Origin of the sequence: Bifidobacterium aerophilum (assembly GCF_010667685.1) — a bacterium.
GTDB lineage: Bacteria > Actinomycetota > Actinomycetes > Actinomycetales > Bifidobacteriaceae > Bifidobacterium > Bifidobacterium aerophilum.
This window is the reverse complement of record NZ_WHZW01000010.1, coordinates 1-22,504: the sequence shown is the minus strand read 5'-3', so window position 1 is coordinate 22,504 and position 22,504 is coordinate 1. Positions and strand designations below refer to the sequence as shown.

16 protein-coding genes are annotated in these 22,504 nt (G+C 65.0%); 13 read left to right on the top strand and 3 right to left on the bottom strand.

Annotated features, from left to right (window positions below; all coding sequences use genetic code 11):
* The first annotated feature begins 1 nt into the window (after position 1).
* The 9 genes from grpE (at position 2) to GFD25_RS05715 (ending at position 10,902) form a co-directional block, all read left to right on the top strand.
* Positions 2–703 (top strand): nucleotide exchange factor GrpE, encoded by a 702-nt coding sequence (gene grpE / locus GFD25_RS05755; RefSeq protein ID WP_163230840.1) that lies wholly within the window; start codon positions 2–4, stop codon positions 701–703.
* Between the two features lie 218 nt (positions 704–921).
* Positions 922–1,950 (top strand): DnaJ C-terminal domain-containing protein, encoded by a 1,029-nt coding sequence (locus GFD25_RS05750; RefSeq protein WP_163230838.1) that lies wholly within the window; start codon positions 922–924, stop codon positions 1,948–1,950.
* Positions 1,951–2,199: 249 nt separating this feature from the next.
* Positions 2,200–2,757, top strand: coding sequence for a heat shock protein transcriptional repressor HspR (locus tag GFD25_RS05745; RefSeq protein ID WP_163230836.1), 558 nt, complete (start codon positions 2,200–2,202; stop codon positions 2,755–2,757).
* 320 nt (positions 2,758–3,077) lie between these two features.
* The gene (locus GFD25_RS05740) at positions 3,078–3,752 is read left to right on the top strand and encodes an HAD family hydrolase (protein WP_239512425.1); all 675 of its coding nucleotides are present in this window, start codon (positions 3,078–3,080) and stop codon (positions 3,750–3,752) included.
* Positions 3,753–3,875: 123 nt separating this feature from the next.
* A complete protein-coding gene (locus tag GFD25_RS05735) occupies positions 3,876–4,112 on the top strand; it encodes a hypothetical protein (protein ID WP_163230834.1) in 237 nt (78 codons plus the stop codon).
* Positions 4,113–4,226: 114 nt separating this feature from the next.
* Positions 4,227–5,915, top strand: coding sequence for an AarF/UbiB family protein (locus GFD25_RS05730; RefSeq protein ID WP_163230832.1), 1,689 nt, complete (start codon positions 4,227–4,229; stop codon positions 5,913–5,915).
* Between the two features lie 351 nt (positions 5,916–6,266).
* The gene (locus GFD25_RS05725) at positions 6,267–8,429 is read left to right on the top strand and encodes a glycoside hydrolase family 36 protein (RefSeq protein ID WP_163230830.1); all 2,163 of its coding nucleotides are present in this window, start codon (positions 6,267–6,269) and stop codon (positions 8,427–8,429) included.
* 89 nt (positions 8,430–8,518) lie between these two features.
* Positions 8,519–9,739: an MFS transporter gene (locus GFD25_RS05720; protein WP_163230828.1), complete on the top strand. Its 1,221-nt coding sequence runs from the start codon at positions 8,519–8,521 to the stop codon at positions 9,737–9,739.
* 131 nt (positions 9,740–9,870) lie between these two features.
* Complete coding sequence (locus GFD25_RS05715; protein WP_163230826.1) at positions 9,871–10,902, top strand: LacI family DNA-binding transcriptional regulator; 1,032 nt, start codon at positions 9,871–9,873, stop codon at positions 10,900–10,902.
* Between the two features lie 21 nt (positions 10,903–10,923).
* On the opposite strand, the gene GFD25_RS05710 is transcribed toward GFD25_RS05715, so the two are convergent.
* Positions 10,924–13,122, bottom strand: a complete 2,199-nt coding sequence (locus GFD25_RS05710; RefSeq protein WP_239512424.1) for an alpha-galactosidase — start codon at positions 13,120–13,122, stop codon at positions 10,924–10,926.
* Between the two features lie 179 nt (positions 13,123–13,301).
* Between GFD25_RS05710 and GFD25_RS05705 the strand changes: the two genes are divergently transcribed.
* The gene (locus GFD25_RS05705) at positions 13,302–14,420 is read left to right on the top strand and encodes a LacI family DNA-binding transcriptional regulator (RefSeq protein WP_163230824.1); all 1,119 of its coding nucleotides are present in this window, start codon (positions 13,302–13,304) and stop codon (positions 14,418–14,420) included.
* Positions 14,421–14,495: 75 nt separating this feature from the next.
* Here GFD25_RS05705 and GFD25_RS05700 read toward each other — a convergent pair whose 3' ends face one another.
* Both GFD25_RS05700 and GFD25_RS05695 read right to left on the bottom strand, forming a co-directional pair.
* The gene (locus GFD25_RS05700) at positions 14,496–15,512 is read right to left on the bottom strand and encodes a drug/metabolite transporter permease (RefSeq protein WP_163230822.1); all 1,017 of its coding nucleotides are present in this window, start codon (positions 15,510–15,512) and stop codon (positions 14,496–14,498) included.
* Between the two features lie 367 nt (positions 15,513–15,879).
* Positions 15,880–17,043: a LacI family DNA-binding transcriptional regulator gene (locus GFD25_RS05695; protein ID WP_338024628.1), complete on the bottom strand. Its 1,164-nt coding sequence runs from the start codon at positions 17,041–17,043 to the stop codon at positions 15,880–15,882.
* Between the two features lie 176 nt (positions 17,044–17,219).
* On the opposite strand from GFD25_RS05695, the gene GFD25_RS05690 reads away from it, so the two are divergent.
* The 3 genes from GFD25_RS05690 (at position 17,220) to GFD25_RS05680 (ending at position 22,171) form a co-directional block, all read left to right on the top strand.
* The gene (locus tag GFD25_RS05690; RefSeq protein WP_163230820.1) at positions 17,220–19,223 is read left to right on the top strand and encodes a glycoside hydrolase family 127 protein; all 2,004 of its coding nucleotides are present in this window, start codon (positions 17,220–17,222) and stop codon (positions 19,221–19,223) included.
* 52 nt (positions 19,224–19,275) lie between these two features.
* The gene (locus GFD25_RS05685; RefSeq protein WP_163230818.1) at positions 19,276–20,691 is read left to right on the top strand and encodes an MFS transporter; all 1,416 of its coding nucleotides are present in this window, start codon (positions 19,276–19,278) and stop codon (positions 20,689–20,691) included.
* A 433-nt stretch (positions 20,692–21,124) separates the two neighbouring features.
* Positions 21,125–22,171, top strand: a complete 1,047-nt coding sequence (locus GFD25_RS05680) for a glycerophosphodiester phosphodiesterase family protein (protein ID WP_163230816.1) — start codon at positions 21,125–21,127, stop codon at positions 22,169–22,171.
* Positions 22,172–22,504 lie beyond the last annotated feature (333 nt).

Here is a 22,504-nt window from a genome sequence, read left to right as displayed (position 1 = left end):
GATGGCTGAGTTCAACAAGGACGATTACCTGAACGATCTGCCGGACGTGGACGACGTGGCCGCCGGTGCGGCTGCGTCGGCCGCGGCCGGCTCGGCCGCCTCTTCGGCTCCCTCGGGTGAGGGATCTGGTGCCGCACACGCCGCGACTGAGGGAGCGCCGGAAGGCAAGACCGCCGCAAAGGATTCATCGGCTGACAAGCCCGAAGATTCCAAGGACGCTGCCGCGGATTCCGATTCCAAGTCCGACAAGTCCGCCGACGACACCCTCACCCCGCTTGGCAAGGCCAAGAAGGAGGCCGCCGACTACCTTGAGGCCTTGCAGCGCGAGCGTGCGGAGTTCATCAACTACCGCAACCGCGCGCAGAAGGAACAGGAGCGCTTCCGCCAGCATGGCATCATCGACGTGCTGACGGCGCTGCTGCCGGCCCTCGACGACATCGACCGCATCCGCGAACACAGCGAGATGGACGATTCCTTCAAGGCCGTGGCCACGAAGATCGACAAGGCGTTCGAGAAGTTCGGCGTCGAGAAGTTCGGCGAAAAGGGCGAGGACTTCGACCCGACGAAGCACGAGGCGATCCTGCATCGCCCGGATGCGTCGGCCGAGAAGGAGACCGTCGACACCGTGGTGGAGGCCGGCTACCGCATCGGCGACCGCGTCATCCGCGCCGCCCGAGTGGTCGTCGCCTCTCCCCAAAACTAAATCCACCCATCCCTAAATAGACAGTTTGTAGGAGTCGGCATATTTTGTCCCGGCTTCCACGAACGCAAGGTGCGGCAACCAACGAGCGTGGGGCAGCGGCATGTGTTGCCCGACTGTAAGACTCGGCCAAGCGGCCTGGAGCGTGTCGGGCAACACATGCCGCTGCCCCACGCGGTCACTGCACCTTATTCCACACGTAATGAATGAAAGGAGACATGATGGCTGAAAACGAATGGCTGAGCAAAGACTTCTACAAAGTCCTTGGTGTCTCCAAGGACGCCAGCGAGGCCGACATCACCAAGGCATACCGCAAGCTGGCCCGCAAATACCATCCTGATCTGAACAAGACCAAGGAAGCCGAGGAGAAGTTCAAGGACATCTCCGAGGCATACGACGTGCTCAACAATAAGGAAACCCGCCAGAAGTACGATGCGATCCGCCAGTTCGGCATGGGCGGCGCGCGCTTCGCCGGCGGCTCCGGCAGCGGCGGATTCGACGCGTCCGGCTTCTCCGATGTCTTCGGTTCGATGTTCGGCGGCGGCAACGGCGGCAACATCCGCTTTTCCACGTCCGGCGGCGGTCCGACCAATCTCAACGACATCTTCTCGATGTTCGGCGGAGCGGCGGGTGCCGGCGGCCGCGGCGGATTCGGCCAGCAGGGCGGCAATCCGTACGGCCAGTATGCGCAGTACGAATCCGCTCCCGAGCCGGAAAACGGCGAGGACCGCAACTCGAAGATCAAGCTGACGTTCCGTCAGGCGGTCAAGGGCGCGACGGTGTCCCTGAGCGTCGACGGCAAGAAGTTCAAGACGCATATTCCGGCCGGCGTGAAGGATGGCCAGAAGATCCGTCTGGCTGGCAAGGGCAAGCCTGGCCGCAACGGCGGCAAGGCCGGCGACCTGTACCTGAACGTGAACGTCGAAACCGATCCGAAGTTCACGATGAGCGGGCATGATCTGGTCGTGGATCTGCCGGTGACCGTGGGCGAGGCCGTGGCCGGTGCGAAGGTCGAGATGAAGGACATCGACGGCGAGCCGGTGACGTTCAAGGTGCCAGCGGGGTCGTCCAGCGGTACGGAAGTGCATGTGTCCGGCAAGGGCGTGAAGAACGGCAATGCGTTCGGCGACCTGATCGGGCGCGTGCAGATCCACGTGCCGGCCAAGCCGGGCCTGGGCCTGAAGCACGCGGCGAAGGAGTTCGACAAGGCGTCGGGCGATTTCGCGGCGGAACTGGCCGAACAGCGGTGATGTGCCGTCCTTGAATGGTTCGAATAGACGTCAGTACGTGCTGACGTCTATTCGAACTTTGATGTGATGACATTTTCACCCCCTCAGTCAGCTTCGCTGACAGCTCCCCCTTCAGGGGGAGCAGGGCATTTGGCTGAGGATGTGGTCATGAAGCCATCTGACAGCTTCCCTGAAGGGGAGCCGGGGATGAAGAGGCGTTCCGATTGGCCGTAAGGCCATGATGAATGAACGATAAGGAGATGAGTGCTGATGGCGAGAATCGCGCAGGAAGTCAGGCGTGCCTACGCCGCATGTGCGGCGGCGCTCGTCTCCGGTCGTGCCGATCTCGATGCGGTGGACTCGTTGGGACTGAACGTGGAACTGCCCGTGTTCGCGGTTGGGCAGGCTGCGGAACTTGCGGGCGTGCACCCGCAGACCTTACGGCAGTACGACCGGCTCGGTCTGGTCGTGCCCAAGCGTACGGAGGGCGGCGCGCGCCGCTACACGTTGCGTGATATCGACCGGCTCGCGCAGGCTCAGCAGCTGAGCCAATCCGAAGGCATCAATCTGGCCGGCATCACGCGCATCCTCTCGTTGCAGGAGGAAAACCGCCAGTTGCGCCGGCAGAACCGGCATCTGCGCCGTCGTCTCGAGGGCGACAGCGTGTTCGAGGCCGGCGTCGACGGCGAGGTCGTCGAGGTGCGGCAGGCGAAGTCCAAGTATTACCGCATCTGGCGTCGCGGCAGCGGCAAGCCGTTGCAGATCACGGCCGGTCCGGCTGACGAGGCCGAGCTTGTCCCCTCCGAACTCGTGCTGCTTGACGATTGAGAGGCTAAATTCGCCTGCTGTTCTGGTCGGTTTGACGATCGAGAGGCATTCATTCGTGGGATATGACCCATTCTGGGGGTGTAATTGCGCTCAAACGGGTCTGTTGACCGGGATGAGTGCCTCTCGATCGTCAAAACGACCCATGTAAGTGCCTGATTTAGCCTCTCGATCGTCAAACCGTGGTGCCGCGGGCTGCCAGAACGGCGTTATGCGATCCTGATATGGAATCAACGTCGATCTGTGAGCGCTCGTCCGTGAGGTTTGGTGAGATAGACATAGCGCATATTAGCCGAACCACAACGAGAGAAAGGTGCCTTGCGATGATGCTCAAAGCCGTGTTCTGGGATATGGACGGTACGCTGATCGATTCCGAACCGTATTGGCATGCCGGCGAAATGGAGATCGCCAAGGCTCATGGCGGTTACTGGGACGAGGATCTCGCTTGGCAGGGGTCGGGCACCCCGCTTGACTATTGCGCGGGACTGATGATCAAGCACGGCACGCAGCTTCCTCCGGAAGAGATCGGCCGGATGATGGTCGACTACGTGGCCAAGCGCGAATTCGAACGGGTTCCGTGGTCCGACGGCGTGCAGGACGTGCTGGCGTCGCTGGTCGAGGCGGGCATTCCCTCGGTGCTGGTCACCCAGTCGCCGCGGCCGCTCGCGCAGAACGTGGTGGATCATGCGCCGAAGGGCGCGTTCGCCGGGTTCATCTGCGGTGACGACGACGTGGAGAAGAAGCCGTCCCCCGCGCCGTATCTGGCCGCGGCGAAGCTGCTGGGCATCGGCGACGACGAGATCGCGCAATGCGTGGCGCTCGAGGATTCGGCCACCGGTTTGACATCGGCGGTCGCTTCGGGAGCCACCACCGTTGCGCAGCTCGGGTTTAACCGCAATGCCGAGGAGGACGGCCCGCAGTTCGCGTCGATCAACGGATACGACGGCGTGACGGCAGCCACGCTCGACGGCTTCGTGCGTCAGCGCGTCGGCGCGTGACGTTCGCGGGCTCACTTGAGGCGTATGCTCCGTCACCGTGCGTTCCGCTGAATCACCCGATGTTTCTACCATCGGGGGAGTAGGCTTGGAACTGACCATACCGCGCATACAAGGAGGCGTATCATGGCTGATTTCGATTTTGGAGAAGGCCTGCGCAAGGTGTTTCTGGCGGGCGTCGGTGCCCTCGCCACCACGGTGGAGAAGAGCCAGGAGATCGTCGATGATCTCGTCAAGAAGGGCGAACTGACCGTCGAGCAGGGCAAGGCGCTGAACACCGAACTCAAGCGCAAGGCCGCCGAGGTCAAGGAAGAGTCCGCCAAGAAGGACGCTCCGGCCGCCGACGAGGCCAAGGCCGAGTAGTCTGCGCAGACGGCGTCCGTCATTTCGGCCGAACGCAAGTGAGCGGAGAAATCCTGCCAGGCCCAGAGCTGAGCAGGGTTTCTCCGCTTATCAATATCAAGTTCAGGGGTGGGCATGACCAACGAAACCAACGCATACGCGCAGGCCGAATGGCCGGGCGAGACGCTCGACCTGTTCGGTCCGCGCCGCGACGTGTTCTCCGAGCGGTATCATCTCACCCGCTGGGGCAAGATCAAACGTCTCCACCAGATCGCCGGCATCGCGCGCCAGTTCGACGTCGTGCACGGTCTGACCCCGGTCAAGATGCGCCTCATGCTCGAAGCGCTCGGCCCGACGTTCGTCAAGGTCGGTCAGATCCTGTCGATGCGTTCGGAGATCCTGCCGCAATCGTTCTGCGACGAACTGGCCAAACTGCGCGCCGACGCCGACCCGATGCCGTACGAAACCGTCGTCGAGACGCTCTCCCACGAATACGGCCGCCCGGTCGACGAGATCTTCGAACACATCGACGCGACGCCGCTCGGCTCCGCGTCACTTGCGCAGGTTCATCGTGCGACCCTCCTCACCGGCGAGGATGTGGCCGTCAAAGTCCAGCGCCCCGGCGTGCGCGAGACGATGGCACAGGACGTGTCGATCATGCGATCGATCGCCAAGGTCGCCACCAAGGTCGTCTCCACCGCGCAGGTCGTGGATCTCGGCGGTGTGGTCGAGGAGCTGTGGGACACGTTCGAATCCGAAACGGACTTCCTCGTCGAGGCGCGCAACCTCGCGGAATTCAAGCGATTCTGCGAGCCGTACAAATACATGGACTGCCCCAAGCCGTACATGGACCTGTGCTCCGAACACGTCGTCGTGATGGACTACGTCGAAGGCATCTCCGTCTCCCATCCGGAGCAGCTCGTCGCCGCCGGCTACGATCTCAAGGAAATCGGCACCAAACTCGTCGACAACTACGCCACGCAGGTGCTCGACGTCGGCTTCTTCCACGCCGACCCGCATCCGGGCAATATCATGGTCGCCGGCGGGCAGATCGTCCTGCTCGACCTCGGCATGACCGGCCGGCTCAACATGAAGACGCGGCAGGTCATGAAACAGATGATCTTCGCCGTCGCCAAGCAGGATACGCCCGCGCTTGCGGACGGTCTGCTGAGGTTCGCCGGTTCGGCGAACAATCCCGAGGACTATCCCGCGCTGCTCGCCGATCTCGACACGATCGTCGCCGAATACGGCACGGTCGATCTGTCCGACCTGGATATCGCCGCGTTCATCACCGCGCTGACGCAGCTCGCGCAACGGCACGGGATCGAGGTGCCGAGCTCGGTCACGACGGTCGGCCGCGCGCTCGTGACGTTGGAAGGACTGCTCGACGAATTCATTCCCGACGTGAACATGATCGAGATCATCTCGAAGCATATCGCGACGAGCAAGTCACCCAAGCAGGCGGCGAAGGACGAGCTGGAATCGCTCGGCGTCGAGGGGCATCTCGCGTTGCACGGGCTGCTGAGCGCGCTGGCCGAGGCGAAGACCGCCTCGCGCATGCTCACGCGCGGGCAGCTGCGCGTCAACATGGAGCTGATCGGTGCGGAAGAGCCGATGAACAAGCTGAGCGACATGGTGAACAGGCTCACGATGGCGCTCATCGTGGTCGGCCTGTTCGTCGGGTCGTCGATCGTGTATTTCGCCGGCATGAAGCCGATCATCTTCGGCATTCCGGTGGTCGGTTTCCTGGGCTACGTGGTCGCGTTCGTGCTGTCCGTGTGGATCGTCTTCGACATCAACTTCAAGCGCCGCAAGAAGCGGTGAGCGGGGCGCGCGGCCGCTGGCGTCTGCGCACGTTTCCGTGGTCCTGCCGGACAATCTCGGGCAGTGTCCGGTGCAGTTGCGTCCCCGTTGGTGCGTTTGTGTTCCGATCAAAATGAAACCGTTGAAACAACGAAGTCGCATTGAGTTGAGAAACGCCTGAATTTTCAACGATATTCGCGTCTTAATTTGACTTTATACCGGTATCAAAATATAGTGTCGTACGACAACGGAACGTAAGGGTCGACCGCGGACGATGTGCGGTTCGTGACCGGCCCACATGACATGCTCCGAAGGACGATGACGGCGAGCGATGGCGGGCCGGTCCGACGTGGCATGTTCGGGAGGAACGCAATGGCGAACGGTTTCTCGTGGGGCAATGACGCGCTGACCCTGCGATTCGAATGGGACGACGGATCCCCGGTGACGATCTCGTCCGTGGAGGCGACGACCGAATACGGCGGTACGGTCAAGGCCGTACTGGACCACCGCATCCCGATCGTCGAGATGGAGGTGGCCGGCACCGGGCACTGGATAGCCTGCGACAAGCTCATCCACACCACGCTCGGCCGCGACCTGCGCTACGTGGCGCACCAGGAGTCCGAGGACATGGCCCGCGGCGTCAGGCGTCTTGATATCGAGGTCGCGGCACCCGATCAGGGCGTCGCCGTGACCGTCACTTACGAACTGCCCGATGGAATCCCGATGTTCCGCACCTTCGCGACTGTGAGGAACGCCGCGGTCCCTGCCGGCGACGGCAAGCGGCAGGCCCCTTTGAGCGTCGAGCAGATCACCAGCTGGGCGTCCGCGTTCGGCGCTCCGGAAGGCCAGCGGGCCGACCTCGCCGCATGGAAGTCCATCGAAGGCAAGTACGACTGGCTCGCCGAAGGGCGATGGCATGCCATGCCGCTGCGCGACTACTTCCCGGACATGGCCGAGGAGCTCACGAACGTCGACCCGCGCGGCGAGCATCGCGTCGTCTCCACCAGCACTTGGTCCACCGGCCGCTTCGCCCCGCTCGCCATCGAGGAGTCCGAGAGGTTCGGCCTCGCGTGGCTGTTCCAAGTCGAGCACAACGGCGCCTGGCGCTGGGATATCGGCGAGGACACCGCCGACGCGTACATGGCCCTGACCGGTCCGACCAGCGTCGACCACGGCTGGGCGAAGAACCTCGAACCCGGTGAGAGCTTCACCACCGTCCCGGCGTCGGTCGCGCTCGGAGCCGACTTCGACGGCGTCGTCAAGGCCGTCACCGACTACCGCCGCGCGATGCGCACGCAGCCGGACCATATTGACAACGCCCGTCCGCGCGTCATCTTCAACGACTACATGAACACGATCTACGGCGACCCGACCACCGAGAAGGAACTGCCGCTCATCGAGGCCGCCGCCAAGGTCGGCATCGAGATCTTCTGCATCGACTGCGGCTGGTACGACGACTCCGGCAACTGGTGGCCGACCGTCGGCGAATGGCTGCCGTCCAAGACGCGCTTCCCCGGAAAGAAGGGCCTCGGCGAGGTCATCGACGCGATCCGCGCCGCCGGCATGGTCCCCGGCCTGTGGCTCGAACCCGAGGTCATCGGCGTCAAGAGCCCGATGGCTGACAAGCTGCCGGATTCCGCGTTCTTCATGCGCAACGGCCACCGCGTCGTCGAGCAGGAGCGTTACGTGCTCGACCTGCGCAGTCCCGAAGCCCGCAGGCATCTCGATGCGGTCGTCGACCGTCTCGTCGACGAGTACGGCGTCGGCTACTTCAAGTTCGACTACAACGTGCAGCCCGGCATCGGCACCGACGTCGACTCCGATTCGCTCGGCGACGGCCTGCTCGGCCACAATCGTGCCTATCTTGACTGGGTGGACGGCGTCCACCGCCGCCACCCCGACCTGATCCTCGAGAACTGCTCCTCCGGCGGCATGCGCGAGGACTTCGCGCAGACCTCACGCTTCCAGGTGCAGTCCACCTCCGACCAGCAGGACTTCCGCCTGTACCCGGCCATCGCCGCCACCGCGCCGATGATGGTCCTGCCCGAACAGGCCGGCAGCTGGGCCTACCCGCAGTCCACGATGGGCGTCGAGGAAAGCGCCGTCAACATCAACACCACGTTCCTCGGCCGTTACTTCCTGTCCGGCTACATCAACCGCATGAGCGACGAGCAGCGCACGCTGGTCGAGGAGTCGATCGCGCAGTACAAGAAGTACGTGCAGCCGGTCATCTCCTCGTCCACGCCGTTCTGGCCGCTCGGCCTGCCCGGCTGGACCGACCGGGTCGTCTCCTACGGCCTGTACGCGCCGGACTACGCGCTCGTCACCGTCTGGGACCGTGACTGCGAGGGCGGCACCGTCGCGCTCAATCTGCCGAAGTACCGCGGTCGCGAGACGACGGTCACCCCGATCTTCCCGGATCACGGCGTTGACGAATGGCCCGTCTCCTGGGATGCCGCGCACGGACGTCTCGCCGTACGCGTGCCCGGCGACGGCTACGCCTCCCGCACGTTCCTCGTCGCGCCGAAGGCCTGATCTGATCGCCGGCCATACCGGCCATATCAACTACCAACCGTCACCTACCTACCAACCAACCACCAACCAACAATCCAAAGGAAACCCCCATGTCATCCAAGAAGAAGGATGTCAACAGCCTCTCGGTCATCCTGCCGATGCTGTCCGCCTCCCTGTTCCTCACCAGCTACAGCGTCGTCAACGGCGTCATCCCGCAGCTGGGCCGCGCGCTCAACGTCGACAACACGTCCGCCGAGCTGCTGTCGACCACGCCGTCGTTGACCGCCCTGATCACCCTGCTCATCTCTCCGGCGCTCGCCCGCTTCTTCGGGCTGAAGAAGGTCATCGGCGCCGGCCTGTTCCTCGTCGGCATCACCGCGTTCGTGCCGATGTTCGCCACCAACTTCGCGGTCGTCATGGCGGCCCGCGTGCTCTTCGGCATGGGCCTCGGCCTGTACAACTCGCTGGTCATCACCCTGATCCAGATGCTGTACTCCGGCAACCGCCGCGCCACCCTGCTCGGCATCCGCGGCGCCACCGAGAACCTCGGCCAGGCCATCATGACCGCCCTCGTCTCCGTGTTCGTGCTCGTCGCCGGCTGGCAGGGCGCCTTCGTCGTCTACCTGTTCGCCTTCCCGGTCCTCATCTGGTTCTGGATCCAGGTTCCGGACGTCCACCTCGACAAGTCCGGCTCCACCGACATGGACGCCGAGGAGAACGTCAACACCTACCCGGACAAGACCAGCCCGATGCTCGGCGCGTTCTGCGCATGCGCCGCCCTGTACATGGTGTTCTTCAACTCCATCAACGTCCGTTTCGCCGAGATCGCCCAGAAGATCCTGAACGATCCGCACCATGATTCCTCCGTGATCATCTCCGTCGGCATCCTGTTCGCCGTCGTGGCCGGCTTCGTGTACGGCTTCCTCGAGAAGAAGTTCGGCGACCGGACCTACTACGTCGGCATGGGCATCTACTTCCTCGGCTGCCTGCTCGTTTCCGTGGCCGGCAACAACTACGCCGTGCTCGTTGCCGGATTCTTCCTGTTCAACTTCCCCGGCCCGATCCTCGGACCGTTCCTGTGCAACCGCATCCCGAAGTACGCCACCAAGAGCTCCCAAGCGTTCTGGTCCACGATGATCATCCTGTCCTTCCACGTCGGTGTCTTCGCCTCGCCGCTCGCGATGAAGGCCATCGCCGCGATCACCGGTTCCACCGACCCGGCCGCCCCGTTCCCGTGGTTCACCGTCGGCTTCGCGATCATGATCGCCGTGGTCGCAGCCTGGCGCCTGACGCACAAGTCGGGCTCCGCGACGAAGGCCGTCGCCGCCTGACCGGCCGGCTGTGAACGAGTAATCGCACCGTGCGCTCCCCGCCATTGGGGAGCGCATTTTTGTACCGGTATCACCGACCGCATAGAATGGCCCGGTACCCCGGCACACACACGACCGGGCGAGGAGGATTCATGCCCAGAACGAAGCGAGGCAACGCGCCGTCCATCCGCGACGTTGCGGCCGTGGCCAACGTCTCCGTGCCGACGATGTCACGGTATCTGAAGGACCCGGAACGCGTGAGCGAGAAGAAGCGCGAGGCGATCGCTGCGGCCATCGAGAAGCTCAACTATCGTCCCAATCCGATCGCGCGCGCCCTTGCGCTCGACATGAGCGAATCGATCACCGTGATGTCGGCCGATACCAGGCTGTACGGGCGTACGCAGACCATCTTCGGTATCGAACGCAAGGCACAGGAGATCGGATATCCGATCACGATCTGCGTGCTCGACCCGCGCGGCGGCGAACGCATGCTCTCCAACGTGCGGTCCTGCCTCGACCGCAGTCCTGCCGGCGTCATCCTCATCGACTTCGACCGGCTGACCGACAGCGTGGTCTCGCGCATCCCCGCGAGCACGCCCATGGTGATCATCGGCGGTCCGAGGCATGAGCGTCGCGCGCAGATCCACCTGTGCGAATACGACAGCGCCTACGCGATGACGCGGCGCCTGCTGGAACTCGGCCATGAAACCGTTCATTATGTTTCCGTGCCTGCCGACGTGGACGCCCGCGCCGACGGCTGGCGTATGGCGTTGAGTGACGCGAAGGTGCCCGCGCCGGCGCCGATCGCGACCACATGGGATGCTGAAGACGCCATCGAGATCGGTCGCCGGCTCGGCGAAGACCCGTCCGTCACCGCGATTTTCGCCGGCAACGACGAGGTCGCGATGGGCCTGATGCGCGGGCTTACGCTCGCCGGCAGACGCGTGCCGGATGACGTGAGTGTGGCCGGCTTCGACGACCACACGCTGTCGAAGGTGTGGAACCCGCCGCTGACCACCGTCCGTCAGCGCTTTTCCGAAGCGGGCGAGCATGCGGTGGCCCTGCTCAAGGAGCAGATCGACGACGTGGTGAACGACTGCAGTCGCGGCGAGGCGTGGACGGTGTTCGACCGGATCGCCGGTGATCTGGTCGAACGCGAATCCACGGCGCCGCGACGGTCGTAAGCGGCTCGGCGCCGCGGACTACTACTGCCGCGTCACCTCGATGAGCACGGCGTGCTCCGGCGCGAGCTGCGGCGGGCGCACGCCCCATTGGACAAGTGTGGCACCGTCCACGACCACGCCTTCCTCGGTCCACCAGCCAAGCTTCGTGCGGCAGTTCGGGCTGAACTCGTCCGCATACAGGTTCACGCCGCCGAGCGGGCGGATGCGGTAGCGGGCGGACTCGTCGAGTCCGGGCAGTCGGATCAGCCCATACGGGTATTCCTCGGATGAGGCCACCGCCGCGAAGCGGAACACCGCGCGCGAGCGATCCGGGGCGATGAGCCCGTCGACGCGCACCGCCGGATCCGGCGAATCCGCATGCACGAGCGTGCCCTGCGGGATCGCGGCGCGGCGTTCCTTGTACAGGTCCACCCAGCGCTTGAGTCGGCCGAGATCGGCGTCGGCGAGCTTCATGATGTTCCATTCGATGCCGAGATGGCCGAAGAATGCCATCGCCGCGCGCGTGGTGAGCGACGTCGCCCGCCGGGTCGCGTGGTTCGGCGATTCCGAGATGTGTTCGCCGATCATCTCCGGCGGCACCAGCAGCGACGTGCCGCGCTGGATGTCCGCGCGTTCGATCGGATCGGTGCAGTCGGACGCCCACACGCGCGAGCAGCGTTCAAGCGCGCCCGCGTCGATGCGTCCGCCGCCCGACGAGCAGGACTCGATCTCCAGTCCCGGGTGCCGCGCGCGCAGCCGGTCCACGATCGCGTAGAACGCCTCGGTCTGTCCATGCACCGCCGGCCGGTTCGACGCGGGGGAGATCGGCTCGGTCAGGAATCGGTTGTGGTCCCACTTGATGTAGTCGATGTGGTATTCGCCGACGAGCGTGTCGATCGCCGCCTCCACATAGGACGCCGCTTCGGGATTCGTCAGGTCGATGACCTGCTGCGCTCGCGACGCCACTGGCAGGCGCGACGCGTTCGGCGCGAGCATCCAGTCGGGATGGGCGCGCGCCACGTCCGAATCCGGGCTGATCATCTCCGGCTCGAACCACAGACCGAATTCCATGCCCAGATCGTGCACGTGATGGGCGACCGTGCCGAGACCCTCCGGCCAGAGCGTGGCGTCGACCTGCCAATCGCCGAGCGCCTTCGTGTCGTCGCGGCGGCCCTTGAACCAGCCGTCGTCGATGACGAACCGCTCCACGCCGACCTTGGCCGCATGATCGGCGAGGGCGATCACCTTGCCCTCGCTTTGCGCGAAGTACATCGCCTCCCACGTGTTGAGCATGACCGGCCGCGGCTTGGCGAGTTCCGGATGCCGCGCGCGCAGGTACGCGTGGAATCGTGCGGCCACGTCGTTCAGGCCGTCGCCGAGCGCGACGAGCAGCCGTGGCGCGCGGTACGTCTCGCCGGGCTTGAGCGTGATCTCGCCCGCGTACGTGATCTCGCCGCCGCCGATCACGCCGTGCGTATACGGCGTGCGCTCGACGAACGTCGTGCTGTTGCCGCTGAACGCGACGTGCGCGGACACGACCAGCCCATGCTCGAAACCGAATCCGCGCTCGCCGGCGGTCAGAAGCGTGGCCGCGTTGAAGTTCGGCCGGCCCATGCGCGACTCCTTCGCGAACACCCCCTCGGTGAGCCGCTGGCGCTGTAACGCGCGTTCGCGCAGATGATGGCCGGTGCAGGATTCGATTTCGCTCACTTGAGGCGGCAGCGGTACCACTGGAGTAAGGCGGTTGACGACGAGCGGGGCGTCGGCGTCGGACGCGTTGGTCAGCGCGACGTCGACGTGCAACAGCCCCTCCGGGCCGATCTCCAGCGTGCCGTTCAGCACGAGACGTGCCTGGCCGTCCTCGGCCGCGAACGTGAAGGCGTTCGCCGTGTGCGAGGTCTTCGTGACGGCGAACGAGGGGAATAGCTCCACGCCGCCGCGTGACACCTGAATCGCGGGCGTGCCGGTCCAGCCTTCGGCCTGCGTGGGCAGGAGCGTCGGTGCTTCACCGACGGCAAGCCCCGCATCGAGCGTCTGCGGGAACTGCGGATCGGGGCCTGTGGTCACGGCCGAGCCCGATCCGTCGCCCGCCGGGCCTCGCATGATCGACACGATGTGGGGGAGTCTGCCTTCGGCGAGTCCGATCGTCGCGTTGACCGCGGTGTCGTCGGCTTGGGCATCGGCCGTCGTCGGCCGACTGATGGTGATGGTGGTCATCTGCATGTCATACCTCGTTGTCATGGATGGTCTGTCGGTGATGTCGACGCCTTCATCATAGTGTGTGGTACCGATACCACAAAATATGCATGGCGGGTTATGTAGTGTCGTGACCGCGACTGTGGTATCGGTACCACGAAAAGTCGTCGCCGTTACTCTCTTCGTCGTTGCGGAGGGCGGCCGGGCCGTATACTGGGCGGGTGATGGAACATGATCAGCAGCCGGAACCGACGCCCGAACGGCAGTCGGCGGCATCGTCGTCGGGACGCAGGCAGTCCCCGGCCGGCAAGCGAGCCCCCGTAATCAAGGACGTCGCCGCGCTCGCCAACGTATCGGTATCGACGGTGTCGCGCTACCTCAACGATTCGCCGAAACTGAGCGAGGAAAGCCGCGCGCGCATCGCCCATGCCATCGCGTTGCTCGACTACCGGCCCAGCCGCGTCGCGCGCGGACTCGTGAACTCCGCCGTGCAGTCGATCGCCGTGCTGTCGAGCAACACCACGCTGTACGGCTCGGCGATGACGATTCAGGGAGTCGAGGACGAGGCGCGTGCGAACGGCTATCCGGTGACGATCGCCAAACTGGACGGCGAATCGACGGCCGGGCTGCGCGCGTCGGTCAACATGGTGATGGACCTCAACCCGGGCGGCGTGGTCGTTCTCAACTACGATGCGGTCGCGCGGGAGGCGCTCGCGATGCTGCCCGATTCGGTTGCCAAGGTCGCGATCGCCGGCGATCGGGTGGATGATGTGGCCGAACTCGACCAGATCGATCTATGCGAGAACCAGGCCGGACGCGAACTGACCGAATATCTGCTGGGGCTGGGGCATCGGACGGTCATCCACGTCACGATCCCTGGAGGGGGAGGCGGCTACAGCCGTACCGCAGGCTGGGAAGCGGCCCTGCGCGGTGCCGGACTGCCGGTGCCGGACGTGCGGCACTGCACGTGGAATCCGAAGGACGCCCGCGAGATCGGGCGGCGGATCGGGCGCGGCGTCGTCTCCGGAGACGCGACGACCGCGGTCTTCGCCGGCAACGACGAGATCGCGATGGGCGTGATTCGCGGCCTTGCGGATTGCGGCGTGCGCGTGCCCGACGATGTCAGCGTCGTCGGCTTCGACGATCATCCGCTGGCCGACGTGTGGTCGCCGGCCTTGACCACGTACCGGCAGGATTTCGCCGCGGCCGGCCGCCGGGCCGCGCGGCTGCTCGTCGAACGCCTCGGCGCGCGCTCGCGCGGCGAAGACCTGCCGTCGCGCCGCGTCGAGCTGCCCGGCGAGCTTGTCATTCGCGATTCCGAGGCCGCGCCGCGCGCAAGGTGAGGCGGCTTCGGAATCGCATAAAACGGTATGACAGTTGCGGTTGGTGAGCCGTTGCCGTTGCTACGGCTGCTGCCGCTACTTGCGACGTGACGAGATCCACCAATTGAGGATGGAGCCGGCGGCGACGAGAAGCGCGCCGCACCAGAACGGCAGGGACAGCGCGAGGCCGAGCAGGACGGCGCTCGCGGCGGTGGACAGGACCGGCGCCGCGTAGCTCGCCATCGCCAACGTGCGCATGCTGCCGTGCAGGATGCCGTGCCCCCAGCAGGCGTATCCGCCCGCGATCGACGCCGCCGCGCCGAGCACTGCCAGATACCCCCAGATCGACGGCGGCGTGGTCGGCCAGCCTTCGCCCGACGTGAAGTGGATCACCCACAATGCCGCCGCCACGAACGGGAAGAACACGGACGTGCCGTCCTTGCCGTCCGCCATCGCGGGCGTGAACACCGCGTACACCGACCACGCGGACGCGCCGCAGAACGCGAGCAGATACGGCAGGGGATTGCTTGCGATATGCTGCGCGGCCAGTCCCCAATCCAGTCCGCTGTTGCCGCCGACCGCCAGCACCACACCCGCCGTGGCTACGATCGCGCCCGGCAGCACGCGCAATACGGAACGCAGACGGCTGGGATGCGCGCCGCCATCGTCGGCGGTCGTACCGCCGCGTCGCCGTACGGTCGGGAACACGGCGGCCGTCAGCAGCACCATCATCGTCGGCCACAGGTAATTCACCAGACTCACCTCGACCGACGATGCGGCCGTGCTCGCGAGACCGACCGACAGCGAGATCGACGATTCGTAGAAGACGAACAGCAGGCCGCCGAACAGCAGATACTTGCGCGGATACTCGCGCAGAGGAGCGGGGCGGTGGAAGATCATGAGCAATATGACGCCGGTCGTGTAGATGAGCGTCGATCCGAGCGTCGCGCCGAACGAGTCGGCGACCACGCGCACGAGGCCGGTCATCATGCTCCACAGCAGGATCGCGCACAGGCCGACCGTCGTCGCGCCCGACGAGACGACATGGCCGGCGGAGGCGGGATGAGTGGCAGGCGGCTGCTGTTGGGCGGATTGCTGCGGATGGTCGGTCATGACGGGTCCTTCGGATGGGATGATGCTGATACCAGAGCCATTCTATGTGGGATGGTGTCGGGCAGGTCTGGGTGCGCGGGGCGACTCGCCACGCCATGTGCGTTGTGCCCCGCTGAGAAGTGTGTTGGCGGGGCGGTATCCAGATGATGTCCGGAAGTTGCCCCGCTAGAGGGGCTGTTAGCGGGGCGTGCACCGATAGTTTCTAGGGTTTGCCCCGCAGGGAGAGCCGTTAGTGGGGCGGGTCTCTGATGCCTTCCTGGAATTGCCCCTCTGAGAGGGGTATCAGCGGGGCGGGTCGTTGATGTTTTCGCGGAGTTGCCCCACGGGTATACGGGCGGGCCGGGCGGCGTGCGGGCGCCGGGTCGCGTCAGCTGCTTTGGCGGCTGAAGATGCGGCCGGTGCTTTCGAGCGGCGTGCGGCGGTCCGGATCGGTGGATTCGCGCACGACCATCGGGCATTCCACGGTGAATACCCCATGGTGCGGTCGTCCGGCCAGCGCGTCCAGCAGGTACCGCGCGGCCATCTTGCCGAGCATCGGTATGTTGTTGTCGAATGTCGTCAATGTCGGATGCGCGTTCGCCGCGAATACGAACCAGTTGTCGTGCCCGACCACGGCCACGTCCTGCGGTACGCGCTTGCCGGCCGCCATCAGCCCGCGCACCGCCCCGCGCGCGATCTCGTCGCTCAGACAGTAGATCGCATCGAGATGCGGGTGCTGTTCGATCAGCAGCTGCGCCGCCCGTTCGCCCCATTCCTCGCTCCACGCGTCGAACAGCACCGCAATCGGCCGAAAATCGTACAGCGTGAACGTCCGCCACGCCCCGCGCGCACGGTCCTTCGCGGCTTGGAAATCCTCCGGTCCGGCGATGATCGCGATATACCGCCGTCCCAGGCTGAGCAGGTACTCGATCGCCTGTGCGCCCGCGCCGACGTTGTCACAAATAATCGAACAGTCGGCCGGATCGCGGGACGGATCGTACGCGTAGATGACCGGCAGTCCCATCGTGGTCTTCGGGTCGAGCGGCGGCCGCGGGTTCGTTGTGTTGCCGACGACGATCAGGCCGTCCACGCCGTGCGCCGCGAGCCGGTCGATATGGCTGCGTTCGAGCGCGGGCCGGCCGTGCGAGCTCATGAGCAGCGCGGCGTGGTTGGAGGCTCCCAGCGTGGTTTCCGCGCCGGTGAGCATTGGCAGCGCGAATCGGCCGTTGTAGTCGGAGGTGATGAGGCCGACGAGTCCGGAGCGTTGGCGACGGTGTGTTGACGACGCGGAGGCGGATTCGGTGGACTTGCGATAGCCGAGCTGTTGCGCGGCTGCGACGATCGCGCGCTGCGTGCTCGCGGAGACGCGGTCGGTCCGGTTGAGCGCTTTCGATGCGGTGGCGACGGATACGTTGGCGAGACGGGCGACGTCGGCGAGGGTGGGGCGGTGACGTACCGGCTTGACTGACCGCGACGGTGCGGTGCGCGAGATCGGCGACGGTGGCTGGCCATCTGCCGCAGCTTGTGCACCGAAAGTTTCGTGAGCGTTCACAATGACAGAATATGCGAAAAATTTCGCATTCGCAAGACCTGCGGATGCGATAGTTAACGCTCACTTAATATCGTCATCGACATCAGCCGAGAGGGCGCCACCGCATGGCAGCGGACCTCTCCAACGGCCGGAAACAACAGCAGTGAGCAGTACCTACAGTGTCGAAAGGACGCACCATGACTACGCAACACGTCACGGTCACCTCGCCGTTCTGGAAGCGGTATCGTGAGAACGTTGCCAAGGAAGTGATCCCCTACCAGTGGGCGGTCATCAACGACGAGCAGAAGATCGACATCCCGCGCGACCCGTCCGGTGCCAAGCAGGACATCGACTACCACTACAGCCGCGCCGTGCGCAACCTGCGCATCGCCGCCGGCGACGAGAAGGGCGAGTTCAAGGGCTTCGTCTTCCAGGACTCCGACGTGTACAAGTGGCTCGAAGAGGCCGCGTACTCGCTCGCGTACGAGCCGGACGACCAGCTCAAAGAGCTCTGCGACAAGCTCGTCGACCTCATCGCTCGCGCCCAGCGCCCCGACGGCTACCTCGACACCCCGTACATCATCAAGTCGGGCGCGTTCGCCAAGCGCAACCGCTTCACCCAGATCCAGCAGTCCCACGAAATGTACGTGATGGGCCACTACATCGAGGCCGCCGTCGCGTACTACGAGGTCACCGGCAACCAGCAGGCCCTCGACGTCGCCAGGAAGATGGCCGACTGCCTCGACGCGAACTTCGGCGAGACCGACGGCAAGATCCCCGGCGCCGACGGCCACCCGGAGATCGAACTCGCGCTCGCCCGCCTGTTCGAGGTCACCCACGAGGACAAGTACTTGAAGCTCGCGCAGTTCTTCATCGACGTGCGCGGCAAGGATCCGAGCTTCTACGACAAGCAGAACGAGAAGATCGGCGACGGCTCGACCGACATCTTCCCGCAGATGCGCGGCTGGACGCACGAGTACACGCAGACCGCGCGCCCGATCCGTCAGCAGCTCACCGCCGAAGGCCATGCCGTGCGCGTCGGATACATGCTCACCGGCGTCGCCCACGTCGCGCGCCTGACCGGCGACCGCGAACTTGAGGAGACCGCCAAGCGCCTGTGGCACAACATCGTCACCAAGCGAATGTACATCACCGGCGGCGTCGGCTCGACGCACGTCGGCGAGGCGTTCACCTACGACTACGACCTGCCGAGCGACACCATGTACGGCGAGACCTGCGCGTCCGTCGCCATGAGCTTCCTCGCGCGCCAGATGCTCGAACTCGAGACGCGCGGCGAGTATGCCGACGTGCTCGAGAAGGAGCTGTTCAACGGTTCGATCGCCGGCATCGCGCTCGACGGCAAGCACTTCTACTACGTCAACGCGCTTGAGGCCGATCCTCAGGCCACCGAGCACAACCCCGACCGTTACCACGTGCTCATGCACCGCGCCGAATGGTTCGGCTGCGCGTGCTGCCCGGCCAACATCGCGCGACTCATCGCGTCCGTGGACCGCTACCTGTACACCGTGCACGAGGACCGCCGCGAGATCATCGCCCATCAGTTCATCGCGAACGACGCCGAGTTCTTCGACGGCGTGAAGGTCTCGCAGAAGTCCAACTTCCCGTGGGACGGCCACATCGAATTCACGGTGAGCGTGCCGGAAGGCGCCCAGCCGGTGAAGTTCCTCGTGCGCATCCCGTCGTGGTCCGCGTCCAAGCACGAGATGACCGTGAACGGCGAGGACGCGCGCCGTCTGCCGGTCGTCGACGGATTCGTGACGATCGCCGCGGCCGCCGGCGAAACGACGACCGTGACGCTCGACCTCGATATGGCCGTCAAGTTCATGCGATCCAAGACGCTCGTGCGCCACGACATCGGCAAGATCGCCGTGATGCGCGGACCGATCGTGTTCTGCGCCGAGGAGACCGACAACACCGCGCCGCTGTGGAACTACCACATCGGCAGCCACGACGCCGACCGCGCGAAGGCCGAATATCACTTCGGCGAGCTCGACGGCGTGGAGGTCATCACGATCCCGGCCACCAAGCGCACGCACGACGGCGACGACTTCCCGCTGTATGCGGACGTCGAGGAGCATCCGGTGGGGGAGAAGTCCTACGACCTCAAGCTCATCCCGTACTACGCGTGGGCCAACCGCGAGATCGGCCAGATGCAGGTCTGGTTCGACTCGGACTTCTGATTTCGCCGATCCGACAGTTTTTCACCAATCAACGAAGAAGGAAACAACAATCATGAGTGCTGCAACTCAGGACGCTTCCGCAGTGAAGCTTTCCACGAAGGAGAAGATCGCCTACTCCTTCACCGACATGGCCGGCAACCTGCTGTACGTGACGATCTCGTCGTACATCATGTACTTCTACACCAACGTCTTCCACATCCCGGCCGCCGGTGCGCTCGGCGCGGGCACCATCCTGCTCGTCGCCCGCTTCGCCGACGCGATCTCCGCCGTCGTGTGGGGCTCCATCGTCGACCACACCAACACCAAGTGGGGCCAGTCCCGCCCGTGGTTCCTGTGGCTGTGCGTGCCGTTCGCGGTCACCGTGTGGCTCGCGTTCACCGCGCCGAGCGTGCCGGACGGCGCGCCGAAGTTCGCGTACGCGCTGATCACCTACATCCTGGCCGCCGGCGCCGTGTACACCGGCATCCAGACCCCGATCACCGCCATCCTGCCGAACCTCACCTCCGACCCGACCGAGCGTAACAACGCCAACTCCTTCCGCATGGCCGGCGGCCAGATCGGCTCCTTCATCACCTCGTCCTTCACCATCCCGCTGGTCGGCGTCTTCGGCACCATGGTCGGCGGCGGCGACAAGGCCGGCTTCATGATCGTCACCGCGATCTGGGGCGTCATCGCCATCGCGCTGCTCCTGTTCTCCTTCAAGAACCTCAACGAGCGCAACTATCACCCCGAACTCAACAAGCCGATCCCGCTGAAGGACTCCTTCAAGGCCGCCAAGGGCAACTGGCCGTGGATCATCCTCGTCGTCGCGTTCGTGATCTACTGGGTCGCCCAGTCCACCCGCAACGGCGTTTCCACCTACTACGCGCAGTACGTGCTCGACAACCGCAACCTGACCTCGCTGTTCAACGGCGTGCAGGTCCTCGGCCTGCTCGGCACCATCGCCATGCCGATCATCGCCAACAAGACCAAGAACAAGACCCTGACCATGATCATCGGCCTCGTCATCGGCGGCGTCGGCCAGGCCCTCATGCCGCTCGCCGGCACCAACGTCCCGCTGCTCGTCATCTTCTGGACCATCGGCGTGTTCGGTGCGGCCATCGCCATCGGTATGCCGTTCGGCATGCTCGCCGACACCGTCGACTACGGCGAGTGGAAGACCGGCGTGCACGCGGCCGGCTTCCTGACCGCCGTCGGCTCTGCGTTCTGCATCCAGGTCGGCTCCGGCTTCGGCGCGTTCCTGCCGCTCGAGATCATGGGCGCGGCCGGCTACGACGCCAACAAGGAAGTCCAGTCGCAGTCCGCGCAGGACGCGATCAGCTTCTGCTTCATCTGGCTGCCGGTCATCGTCTACGTCATCGTCGGCGTGATCATGTGCTTCTACCGCAAGTACGAGAAGATGGAGCCGCAGATCAAGGCCGAGCTGGCCGAGCGCCACGCGAAGGCGCTCGCCGAAGCCGGCGAGTGATCCGGTGTCGGTCGGTCGACCGGACGTGCGATATCCGAATAACTGAATACCGATTCCGTGCGGGGCGTGACCCGGTGTGCGATTGGCCGGGGCGTCACCCGCGCGGAATCCGACTCGTCCTCCGCAAGCCGTGTGTATGTGGCGTTACGCCTCGCCGCATCCGCACGGCTTGCGTCGTTTGGCCCTGACTGTCCGTGACTGAGTCCGCGTCGCACGATGTGGACTCAGTCACGGACGTTTTCGTTGGATAAAGGCCGTAACTGAAGCAAAACCATCGAGCACGGACTCAGTTTGGGTCGTTTCGGATGGATATCTCGGCGATACATGAGCCATATGCGGCGGATGCGGACTCAGTTACGGCCGTTTGTGCCCGGCCAGAGTGTGGGCTAGTCTCGAAGGCGTCAGCATACGGGTGGCCTAAGGGAGGAAAACCATGGCATCCAACAAGTTCCTGAGAAACGTTCTGCTCGGCGGCGCGGTGGCCGCAGGAGCCGCGGCGTGGGCGATCAAGCCGCGCTCGTTCACCGACAAGCAGCACAACTACGTGCCGTCCGTACCCGACGTCTGGTACGCGCATCGCGGCCTGCACGACGCCGGTTCCGGCCTGACCGAGCAGTATGCGATCGAAAGCGGCGAGTACGTGGCCCGCGCCCGTCGCATGGCCATGAAGGCCGGCTACGGCGATCCGTCCGTCACCACGTCGATCGCCCCGGAGAACTCGCTTGCGGCGTTCGCGGCCGCGTGCGAGGCCGGCTACGGCATCGAACTCGACCTGCAGCTGACGAAGGACGGCCAGGTCATCGTCGTGCACGATCCCGACCTCAAGCGCGTGGCCGGCGATCCGCGTCGCGTCGCCGATCTGACGTACGACGAGCTGACCCGCATCCCGCTGTTCCCGAACGATGCTCCGGGCACCGCGGTCGCGTCCGAACTGCCCGGCGCCGACGATCCGGCGTCCGTTACGACTCCCGCGAACCCGCCGGCCGGGTACTACCAGCATGTGCCGCTGTTCGAGGACGTGCTGCGCGTGGTCGCCGGCCGCGTGCCGCTGATCGTGGAATACAAGTTCGACGACAACGCCGTGTTCGGGCCGCGCGAGGAAGAGCTGATGGAGAAGGGCGACGCGCTGCTGCAGTCGTATGACGGCGCGTACGTGATCGAATCGTTTAACCCGCGTGCCGTGGAATGGTACAAGGACCATCGTCCGGAAGTGTGCCGCGGCCAGCTGTCGTGGCAGCCGAAGATCAACGGCGAGGGCGGCGTGCCGGAGTGGGCGGCCGGCCTGCTCGTGTTCGACTTCCTGTCGCGTCCCGATTTCGTGGCGTATGACTGGACCGGCGGCAACAGCCCGCAGGTGCGTCTGGCGCGCGCGATGGGCGCGACGGCCGTCTCGTGGACCGTGCGCAGCAGCGACGAGCTCGCCCAGTGCGACGACTGGTTCGACCGTCATATCTTCGAGGCGTTCGTGCCCGAGCGCTGAGCCTCGCGCGTGGCGCGTTCGGCAATGCATCAAGCCCGTCGGGAATCCGGCGGGTTTTTGATGCGCCGGGTTTGGCCGCACCCGGCCGCTGCGCGACGGTCCGCCCGACAAGGGGAGTCGGGGGCGGCCGCAGTCCGACGGCGCACTAGCGTGTCGTTCGGGGAACGCAAATCGTCGGCGTGTGTGCAACGGCGCATGGTATTCGCATGAAATCAGGGTGAACAGCGGGCGACGTGGCCCGATAAGCCCTTGCGAGTTAGGGTGTGTTTACTCTATGGTGCTTTGGTGACATGATGGTGGTATGTGTACGCCGAGGTATGACATCACGAGGGA